This is a genomic window from Streptomyces otsuchiensis, from assembly GCF_004305975.1.
GTDB classification, from domain to species: domain Bacteria; phylum Actinomycetota; class Actinomycetes; order Streptomycetales; family Streptomycetaceae; genus Streptomyces; species Streptomyces otsuchiensis.
The window spans coordinates 1-9072 of sequence record NZ_BHZI01000236.1 but is presented as its reverse complement, the minus strand read 5'-3'; the positions used below and the strand labels follow the sequence as shown (position 1 = coordinate 9072).

8 protein-coding genes are annotated in these 9072 nt (G+C 72.9%); 1 reads left to right on the top strand and 7 read right to left on the bottom strand.

Annotated elements, in window-relative coordinates; genetic code table 11:
* Positions 1-857: 857 nt before the first annotated feature.
* Positions 858-1589, bottom strand: a complete 732-nt coding sequence (locus tag E0D90_RS19995) for a DUF305 domain-containing protein (protein ID WP_130799499.1) — start codon at positions 1587-1589, stop codon at positions 858-860.
* A gap of 193 nt (positions 1590-1782) precedes the next feature.
* On the opposite strand from E0D90_RS19995, the gene E0D90_RS19990 reads away from it, so the two are divergent.
* Positions 1783-3189: an LVIVD repeat-containing protein gene (locus tag E0D90_RS19990; RefSeq protein WP_103528268.1), complete on the top strand. Its 1407-nt coding sequence runs from the start codon at positions 1783-1785 to the stop codon at positions 3187-3189.
* A 60-nt stretch (positions 3190-3249) separates the two neighbouring features.
* Here the strand turns inward: E0D90_RS19990 and E0D90_RS19985 are convergent, their stop codons facing one another.
* From E0D90_RS19985 to E0D90_RS19960, 6 genes are all read right to left on the bottom strand, one after another.
* Entirely contained in the window at positions 3250-4434 is a 1185-nt protein-coding gene (locus tag E0D90_RS19985) for an AI-2E family transporter (RefSeq protein WP_227870352.1), read from the bottom strand.
* 182 nt (positions 4435-4616) lie between these two features.
* Positions 4617-5243 (bottom strand): TMEM175 family protein, encoded by a 627-nt coding sequence (locus E0D90_RS19980; RefSeq protein WP_227870351.1) that lies wholly within the window; start codon positions 5241-5243, stop codon positions 4617-4619.
* Between the two features lie 71 nt (positions 5244-5314).
* Entirely contained in the window at positions 5315-5677 is a 363-nt protein-coding gene (locus E0D90_RS19975; RefSeq protein WP_103528267.1) for a fluoride efflux transporter FluC, read from the bottom strand.
* Positions 5674-6219, bottom strand: a complete 546-nt coding sequence (locus E0D90_RS19970) for a fluoride efflux transporter FluC (protein WP_227870350.1) — start codon at positions 6217-6219, stop codon at positions 5674-5676. The genes E0D90_RS19975 and E0D90_RS19970 overlap by 4 nt, the downstream gene beginning before the upstream one ends.
* Positions 6220-6658: 439 nt before the next feature.
* Positions 6659-8194 carry a cryptochrome/photolyase family protein gene (locus E0D90_RS19965; RefSeq protein WP_130799498.1) on the bottom strand — a complete coding sequence of 512 codons (1536 nt, stop codon included), beginning with the start codon at positions 8192-8194 and terminating at the stop codon, positions 6659-6661.
* Between the two features lie 196 nt (positions 8195-8390).
* On the bottom strand, positions 8391-9072 hold a 682-nt coding region (locus tag E0D90_RS19960; protein ID WP_174856228.1), incomplete at its 5' end, for a B12-binding domain-containing protein.

Sequence of the window (9072 nt, the reverse complement as noted above, 5' to 3'; positions counted from 1 at the left end):
ACTACTTGTTGGAGAGGGCCTTACCGGCTTATGTCGGTAGGGCCCTTTCTGCGTTTCCGGATGGTTTTTGATCCAGCCTGCACGCCATGGCGCGGGCTACCGCGGCCCGCACCGCCGGCCTCTGCTGCCGCTCGCCGTGCCGCCGTCCCCGCCCCCTCCCGAGCCAGCGCGGTCCGGGGGACGGCGCGAAGCGACCCCCTGGCGCCCTCGACGTGCGCCGGTGGCTCGGGTCGGCTCCTGGGCGCCGCCGGTCGGCCGGACGGCCCAGCCCGACGTGGCCCGCTCCTCCCGCCGCACCCGGGGTGTCTACGCGATGGCGAAGTGTAACGGAATGCGCGTTGAATTGCTGTGCCCACAATGCGGGCCGGGACTCGCGGTGTTTCATCAGGGCGACATCATGGAACTGGGGAAGAATCGAGCGGCCTGTACGCCGGTTGAAAATATGTCCGCCTGCTCAAGGTTCGGTGAAACTGTGAGATGCCCAGTTTGCGGGGGATCAGAGGAAATAGAGATCTATACGGACGAGGACGGTAACCTGCTGTGCATGTGTCCTTGCGGGGCGGCATGGTCTCCGTGACCCCGTCCTTCCCCGTGGTGGCACAGGCCCACGGGATGTGCCGCCATCGGGTTGGACCGCTGTGCGGTTCCGCCCGGCGGAACCGCACAGCGGTCCGTCAATGAGCCTGTTCGGGGTATTTCTGAGCCCTGGGTGATAGGCGCGGGGTGCACTTACCCCGGTGGTGCGGAGTTCCGAGGTTCCCTCTTTTGTGTATCACCGCATATGCCATTGTCCGACGCTAATTGGCAAGAGCCGGTCCGTTCGCACGGTTATCCGGTCCGTGGTCGGTCGGTGGACTTCAGAGCTCTTCCAGCATCTGGTCCATGCGGCCCACCTCGGCGCTCTGCTGGGCCGCGATCTCGGTGGCGAGCTCGGAGATGGTCAGATCGTCGCCCTCGGCCAGAGCGTCCACGGACATGGTCACCGCGCCGTCGTGGTGCGTGATCATCAGCTGGAGGAACAGCTGGTCGAACTCCGTGCCGCGGGCCTTCTCCAGGGCTGCCAGCTCCTCGGGGGTGGCCATCCCCGGCATGTCCGCGTGGTCGTCCCCGTGGCCGCCGTCCGCGTCGTGGTCCCCGTGGCTGTGGCCATGGCCGTGGTGCGCGTCCGCGCTGTCCTCCTCGTAGTTCTCCATCCACGCCCGCAGCATCTCGATCTCGGGGGTCTGTGCCGCGGTGATGCGTTCGGCCAGGCGCCGGACGCCGGTGTCGTCCGCGTGGCGGTCGGCCAGTGCGGTCATCTCCAAGGCCTGTTCGTGGTGCGTGATCATCATCGAGACATAGGTGACGTCGGCCTCGTTCGGCGGAAGGTCGCGGGCCTCGGACTCCGCGAGCACCTCGGCCGGCGTGAGGGTGCGGGCCTCCTCGCCGGGCCGGCCGGGGGCGATGACCGAGGCCGTGCCCTGGTCCTCGGGTGCTGCCGCCTCGGCGGTTCCGCCGGAGGTGCAGCCGGTGAGCGTCAGGGCGAGCAGCACGGCGGCGCAGGCCGTGCCGCTCAACACATGGGTGGAGCGGGTGGGGTGACGTTCCATCGCCGGTCCTCCTGAATGCGGCCGACACGTGGGGCATGGCCGCTAGGCACTCTGTTGTGATGTACATGCTTGGTCAATACTGGGTGCCACTCAAGACCCCCACGGATTCGACTGTGCCCAGGAGGCCCCAGTGGAATCGTTGCGCAAGCGACGCAGATACACCCGAATCGGTGCCGCGGCCGGTGCACTCGGCATGCTGGCCGCCCTGTTGAGTACGGGAGTCGCCACCGCGACCCCCACCCCGGACGAGCCCACCCCGGCGGAGGTCTCCTCGGAGGACCGCGCCACCGTCAGGGAGGCCATCGCCGACGGCGAGATCCCCGGTGTGAACGAGATCGTGCACACCGACAACATCCGCCATCTGGCCAACGTCCCCAAGGCCGGGCTCCGGGGCAGCAACTCCGACATCGCGTTCCAGGGCCACTACGCCTTCGCCGGGAACTACGACGGCTTCACCGTCTACGACATCCGGCGTCCGAACAAGCCGAAGATCGTCAGCGAGGTGTTCTGCCCCGGGTCGCAGAACGACATCTCCGTCTACGAGGACCTGCTCTTCCTCTCCGTCGACTCCTCGCGCAGTGACGACTCCTGCAGCAGCACCGGCCTGCCGGCGACGGAGAAGGAGGCGTGGGAGGGGATGCGGATCTTCGACATCAGCGACCTCCGCGCCCCGCGCTACATCGCCGCCGTCGAGACCGCCTGCGGTTCGCACACCCACACGCTCGTGCCCGACGGCAAGAAGAACCTGTACATCTACGTCTCCTCCTACTTCCCCCACGCCTCCTACCCCGACTGCCAGCCGCCCCACGACGGCATCTCGGTGGTGAAGGTGCCGCTGAAGGCCCCGGAGAAGGCGCACGTCGCCAGCTTCGAGGTGCTCTTCCCCGACGGCGGATTCCCCGGCGACCCGACCGGCACCGCCACCAGCGGCTGCCACGACATCACCGTCTACCCGGAGCGGAAGCTCGCGGCCGGTGCCTGCATGGGCGACGGCATCCTGATGGACATCTCCAAGCCCGCGAAGCCGAAGGTGGTCGACCGGGTCCAGGACGTCGAGCACTTCGCGTTCTGGCACTCCGCCACGTTCAGCGAGGACGGCAGCAAGGTCATCTTCACCGACGAGCTCGGTGGTGGCGGCGCCGCCACCTGCAACGCCGCGACCGGTGACAAGTACGGCGCCAACGGGATCTACCACATCAAGGGCAAGGGCGCGAAGCGCTCGCTGGAGTTCCAGAGCTACTACAAGATCCCGCGCCACCAGGCCGACACCGAGAACTGCGTCGCGCACAACGGCTCCCTGATCCCCGTCAAGGGCCGCGACATCATGGTGCAGGGCTGGTACCAGGGCGGTGTCTCCGTGTGGGAGTTCACCGACTCCGGGAACCCGCACGAGATCGCCTTCTTCGACCGCGGGCCGGCCTCCGCCGACCGGCTCACCTTCGGAGGCAGCTGGTCGGCCTACTACTACAACGGCCACATCTACTCCAACGGCCAGAACGGCCTGGACGTCCTGCGCATCGATGACCGCAGGACCGACGGTGCCGAGCGGGTCCGGATGAAGGAGCTGAACGCCCAGACGCAGCCGCGCTACCTGCGCTGACGCGTCCGTAACCCGGTGGCCGGTGAGCGGCGGGTCTCCCCGCGGGCTCACCGGCCACCGTCAGGGCACCTGCCCGGCCGGGGCCGGAGCGGTCGTCGTCTCCAGGTGGGCGCGCAGCTCGGCGGCGACCCCGAAGGCCGCGGCCGTCAGCGGGACCGCGAGGAGGGCGCCGAACAGGCCGCCGATCGAGGCGCCGGCCGCGACGGCGAGCAGCACCAGCGCCGGGTGCAGCCGCACCGTCCGGCTCTGGACGACCGGCTGGAGGAAACTGCCCTCGATCAACTGCACCGCGAGCACCACACCGAGTGCCGCCACGGCGATCATCAGCCCCTGGTCGGCGAAGGCCACCAGCACGGCGACGGTCCCGGAGAGGAACGCGCCCACGTAGGGGACATAGGCGCCGACGAAGACCAGGGCGCCCAGCCCCGCCGCCTGCGGCACCCCGAGCAGGGCGAGCCCCACCGCGATGAAGGTGGCGTCGATCGCGGCGATCACGGTGGTGCCGCGCATGAACCCCGACATCGACTCCCAGGCGCGGCGCGCCAGCCTGACGGCCAGCTCCCCGTGGCCGCCGGGTGTCGCCCGCCGCAGCAGCGAGACGGCGCGCTCCCGGTCCCGCAGGATGAAGAAGACCAGGGTCAGTGTCAGGACACCGCCCGCCACCAGCTGGCCGGCCAGGCTGATGCCGGTGAACGCGCCCTGCGCGGCCGTGCCGGCGGCCGCCCCGCCGAGTGAGGTGAGGCTGTCGGCCGCGCCGCGCACCGCGTCCGCCACCGGGCCGTTCTCGTCGGACGCGCGACGCACCAGGTCCTGGAGGGCGGACGCCAGGTCGGCCGCCGCGTCGGTCAGCAACTGGACGACCACCCAGACCACGGCCGCGACCACCGCCACCAGGGCGGTGGCCGAGACCCCGGCCGCCCAGCCCCGGCGGAGTCCGATCCGCCGCAGCAGCTTGTCCAGCGGGGCCACCAGGGCCGTGATCAGCAGGGCGATCAGCACCGGGAGGACGGCGACGCGCAGTTGGTAGGCGATGCTGAGGAACAGGGCGATCACCGCGGCGGTGAGCAGGATCGCGGCCGACCAGCGGATGGTCCACATCAGCCGGTAGGTGGTGGTGCGCGGCGCGGTACGGGCCGGAGCCTGGGCCCGCGGGTGGGGTGCCGGTCCGGCGTGCGGGCTCTCGTCGGGGTGTGGCCGGGGCTGGGCCGGGGGGCGCTCCTCAGGGTGCTCCGGGCTCTCGGGCATCGTTGCCTGCTCCTCACCGCTGCTTGCGCCGTCGACGGGCTGGACGGGCTGTCACCGTCGCCCATTAGTGCACAAGAGGGTGCGAACCGGGCGTTGGGCCGTGCGGGTGGGCGGTGAGCGGTGGCGTCCCTTCACCCGTTGGGGGCATGCGCGGGGCGCGCGGCGTTCGGCGGTGTCCGCCGTCAGCCGATCGGGACGGCGCCCTCCTCGCGCTCGGCGCGCCGCTGCCGTGCGCTGACGATCGCCTTGGCCGGGATCAGCGCGGTCCAGCTGAGCATCCCGATCGCCGGGTTGACGAAGGCCAGCGGCACCGAGACGGCGAAGACCGCGGTCGACAGGGCGAGGTCGATGACGGTGAGGCGCTGCACGGCGTCCGCCGGGGCGTCCTTGGTCTCGCAGCCGAGCAGCAGCGCGAGATGCACGCCGTTGACGGCGGCGATGCCGGTCGCGTAGGCGGCGGTCGCCAGGGGTTGGGCGCTGCCGTACTCGGCGAGGAGGGCGGTCGGGAACGGCAGCAGGGCGACCAGGCCGAGGCCGATGAGAGCCAGGTGGCTGGCGTTGGTCGCGGAGACGTCGACCCGGGCCAGGACGTAGCGGTGGTCGCGCCAGAACTGGGACAGGACCAGGAAACTCAGCGCGTAGGCGCCGAGGTTGGGCAGCTGGTCGCGCAGCGCGCGGTGGAACCCGGCGTCGTCCAGGGCGGGCGGCACGGCGATGTCGAGGACGAGGAGGGTCATGGCGATGGCGAACACCCCGTCGGACAGGGCGGTGAGCCGCGCGGTCCGGACGGCGGCAGTGCTGTCGGTCACGGACGCCACGCTATGCGCCGGTCTGTCACTTCGGGTTGTCGACGCGGTCTGCGGGCGCGATCGGCCTCGGCTCAGCCGGTCAGCGTGCCGCCGAGTGCCGCGCCCGCCATCGCGGCGGCCGTGCCGGCGACGACGGCGACCACAGTGCTGGTGGCCGCCAGGTGGGCCCGGCCCGTCTCGATCAGCCGGAGCGTCTCGTAGGAGAACGTCGAGTAGGTGCTGAGCGTGGCGCACAGACCAGGGCCGAGGAGGAGCGCGAGGTGGCCTGGGAGGGCGGCGCCGGTGACGGCGCCGAGTCCGGCGCAGGCGACGACGTTGACGGTGAGGGTGCCGTACGGGAACGCACCGTCGACGCGGCCGGTGAGCAGACGGTCGGTGAGGTAGCGCAGCGGTGCACCGACGAGGGCGCCGGCGATGATCGCAAGCCAGTTCACGGGCGATCCCCCTCGTCGTGCGGGGCGCGGCCGCTCCCGCGAGTGGCGCCGGCGCGGAGCCGGCGGGTGAGCGAGGCCGCGGCCCAGAGCGCCCCGAGCGCTCCGGCGAGCGTCAGCGTCAGATAGGCGGCGGCGGTGCCGAGGCGCCCGTCGGTGAGCAGGGTGCCCGCCTCCACGGCGTAGGTGGCGAACGTGGTGTAGCCGCCGAGGACGCCGGTGCCGAGGAAGGGCCGGGCGAGGTGGTGGGCCGAGGTCCGCTCGTGGACGAGGACCATCAGCACGCCCATCGCGGCGCATCCGCTGAGGTTGACCGCGAGCGTCGTCCACGGGAAGCCGGTGCCGGTTGACGGCCAGGCCAGGCTCGCCCCGTAGCGGGCGCACGCGCCGATCGCGCCGCCGACGGCGATCGCGCCGACGATCTCCCAGCGGCGGCGCCCGGGCGGGACGCCGGCGGGAGCTGGTCCGGTGTCCGTGTCGGGGTCGGCCGGGAGGGGGCGCGCGGTCGGCTCGGGGCCGGTGGAGGGCCGGCGGTGGTGGTCCACGGAGTTGCTCCTGCCTGGTGGGCGCCCCGGTGCGCCGGGGCGAAGCGAACTGTCAGGCAGGGACCGTTGGCGGCGGACGCCGCGGTTGGTTCCGGCGGGCCCCACCGCCGGGCGGCCCGCTGAGGGGCGCGCGGTCCACACCGTAACGCGCGGGAGCGTTCGGCCGGGGAACGTCACGCGGCGGCGCGTGCGCCCCGGGCGGGACGCGTCCGGCCGTGGGGGAACGCGGCAGTGGGGACGGAAGCGACGCATAAGCGGTGCGAGTTGCCGGGTGGGGCGGCGGCGCAGCACTCTGATCACACCGCCGGACTCCGTGCGACCCGCGTTCCACCTGGCGCGGAATCCGGAGTCCGGCGGTTTGCCGTGGTGGTCCGGTGCGGGGCCCGCGGTCCCGGCGGGCCCGGCACCGGCCATCGGCGCGCCACGGACGGGGAGCCGGTCACGGGGGCGTGGAGCCGCGGCGGCGTTCCTGCTCCAGCAGCTCCGGCAGATCGTCGAGCCGGTCCAGGCCCGCCACCGGCCGGGACATCCGGTGGTTGTGGGCCAGCCGTTCCCGGTGCCGGTCGAGGAACGCCCAGTAGCCGGCGGTGTAGGGGCAGGCCCGTTCGCCGACCCGGTCGCCGGGGCGGTAGGCGCAGCCGCCGCAGAGGTCGCTCATGCGGTGGATGTAGGCGCCGCCGGAGGTGTACGGCTTGGTGGTCATCCGCCCGCCGTCCGCGTACTGCGACATGCCGACGACATTTGGCACCATCACCCAGTCGTAGCCGTCGACGAAGGCACGGTGGAACCAGTCGGTGACCTCCGCCGGGTTCCAGCCGCTCTGCAGCGCGCGGCTGCCGAGCACCATCAGCCGGGGGATGTGGTGCACCCAGCCGGTGCGGCGGACCTGTTCCAGGGTGGTGGACAGGCAGCGGGCGGTGACGGCGGCGGAGTCCAGTTCGGCGAACCAGGCGGGGACCGAACGACGGTGGAGCAGGGCGTTGCGCCGCCGGTAGTCGTCGCCGAAGTGCCAGTACAGGTGCCACACGTACTCCCGCCAGCCGGCGACCTGCCGGACGAAGCCCTCGACCGAGGCGAGCGGCGCGGCGCCCTCCCGGTAGCGGCGTACGGCGCCTTCGACGCACTCGGCGGGGTCGAGCAGCCCGAGGTTGAGCGGCACGGAGAGCAGGCTGTGGCTCATCCAGGGGTCCTCGGCGAGGATCGCGTCCTCGTACCGGCCGAACTCGGCGAGCCGGTGGTCGAGGAAGCGGGTGAGCGCGTCCAGCGCCTCGCGCCGGGAGGCGGGGAAGATCCGGGGGCCGTCCTCGCCGAGGAAGGTGATGTCGCCGTCGCGTTCCCAGCGGTCGAGGTCGTGCCGGACCTCGTCGTCGATCTCGTCCTCCTCGGCGGTCCACGGGGCGGGAACGCCGAGCGTCCGGGCGTCCCGGGGCGGGGGTTCGCGGTTGTCGTGGTCGAAGTTCCAGCGGCCGCCTGTGGGTTGGTCGCCGTCCATCAAGAGGTCGTGATCGCGCCGGACGTGCCGGTAGAAGTCCTCCATCCGCAGCGGGCCGTCCCCGCGCGTCTCCCTCCAGGCGTCGAACTCCCGCCGCCCGAGCAGGAATCCACGGGCGGGCAGGACGGTGAGCCCGGCCGGTCCGGAGGCGAGGTGCAGCGCGGCGTGGGAGGTGGGGTGGTGCACGGTGACGGACCGGCCGCGGGTGCGGCGCCCGCCGGTGCGGCGGGGGAGGGCCATGCGCAGTCCGTCGAGGTAGGTGTCGGCGCGCACGAGCCGTACGCGGTCGCCGAGTTCGGCGGCCCGGTGGCGCATCGCGGAGAGGACCAGGTGGGCCTTGGCGCGGTGGAACCGGCGGCGGCGGAAGACGGCCCGGGACTCGATCATGACCAGGGGCGCGTCCTCGTCGGGGCCGTCCTCGGCCGGTTCGGCGAAGTGCGGGCCGAGGTGGTCGCCGAAGAGCAGATGCGGGCGGGGGGTCATGGGCGCGCCTTTCGGCGGTGGACGGGTGGCGGCGGGCCGGCCGGCGGCCGGGCGGGGTGGCCGGGCGCCGGACGGGTGCGGTGATCCTTCCGGACGGCGACCGCGCGAGTGGCGCGGGCGCGCCGTCGACGGGCGCCGGTGACCCGGTCGGGCGGAAGACGGGGCTCGGCGCGCCGGGTACGCGGCGCGGGGCGGATCAGCGGGTGAGGGCGTGGGTGAGTGTCAGGACGGCGGAGCCCAGCCCGGTCAGTCGCGCGGTGCCGGGCTGGGTGGCCGTACCCGACCATCCGGGGCCGGCCAGGTAGACGGCCGGGCGGGTCCGGGCGCCGCGCAGTCCCCAGCCGACGCCGGTGAGGTGGGTGACCAGCGCGCGGTCGGCGGTGTCGCGGGACTGCGCCCACAGCACCACGGCGGAGGGGCCGATCCGCTGGACCGCGCTGGTCAGCGCCTCCGCCGGAACGGCCGCGCCGAACATCCGCGTGGGCAGCGCGCGTTCGCCCAGTGCGGCGGCCAGCGCCTCGATGGACAGGCTGTGTTGCTCGCCCGGGACGCAGGCGAGCACCGCCGGAGGCACGTCGGCCGGCGCGGCGAGGGTGCGCACCCGGCGCAGTGCGCAGGAGACGTGCCAGGAGAGCAGGTGCTCGACGGCGACGTAACGGTCCCCGGCGGAGGACCACTTGCGGCCGACGGCGTGCAGCGCGGGGGAGATCACCTCCTCCCAGCCGGTGATCAGGCCGTGCCGGGCGAGGCAGTCGTCCAGCAGGGATTCCAGGGCGGGGCCGTCGAGCCGCACCGCGGCCCGGGACAGCCCGCGGTACTCCTGGCGGGTGTGGCCGGGGGGCGGGGTGTCGCGGTGGGCGTCGTGGCTGCCCGGTGTG

What these genes read in the sequence shown, in the direction of transcription:
- E0D90_RS19965 (WP_130799498.1), bottom strand. Translation starts at nt 8,194, where the DNA reads ATGACCCCCCGCCCGCATCTGCTCTTCGGCGACCACCTCGGCCCGCAC.
- E0D90_RS19990 (WP_103528268.1), top strand. Translation starts at nt 1,783, where the DNA reads ATGCTGGCCGCCCTGTTGAGTACGGGAGTCGCCACCGCGACCCCCACC.
- E0D90_RS19985 (WP_227870352.1), bottom strand. Translation starts at nt 4,434, where the DNA reads ATGCCCGAGAGCCCGGAGCACCCTGAGGAGCGCCCCCCGGCCCAGCCC.
- E0D90_RS19995 (WP_130799499.1), bottom strand. Translation starts at nt 1,589, where the DNA reads ATGGAACGTCACCCCACCCGCTCCACCCATGTGTTGAGCGGCACGGCC.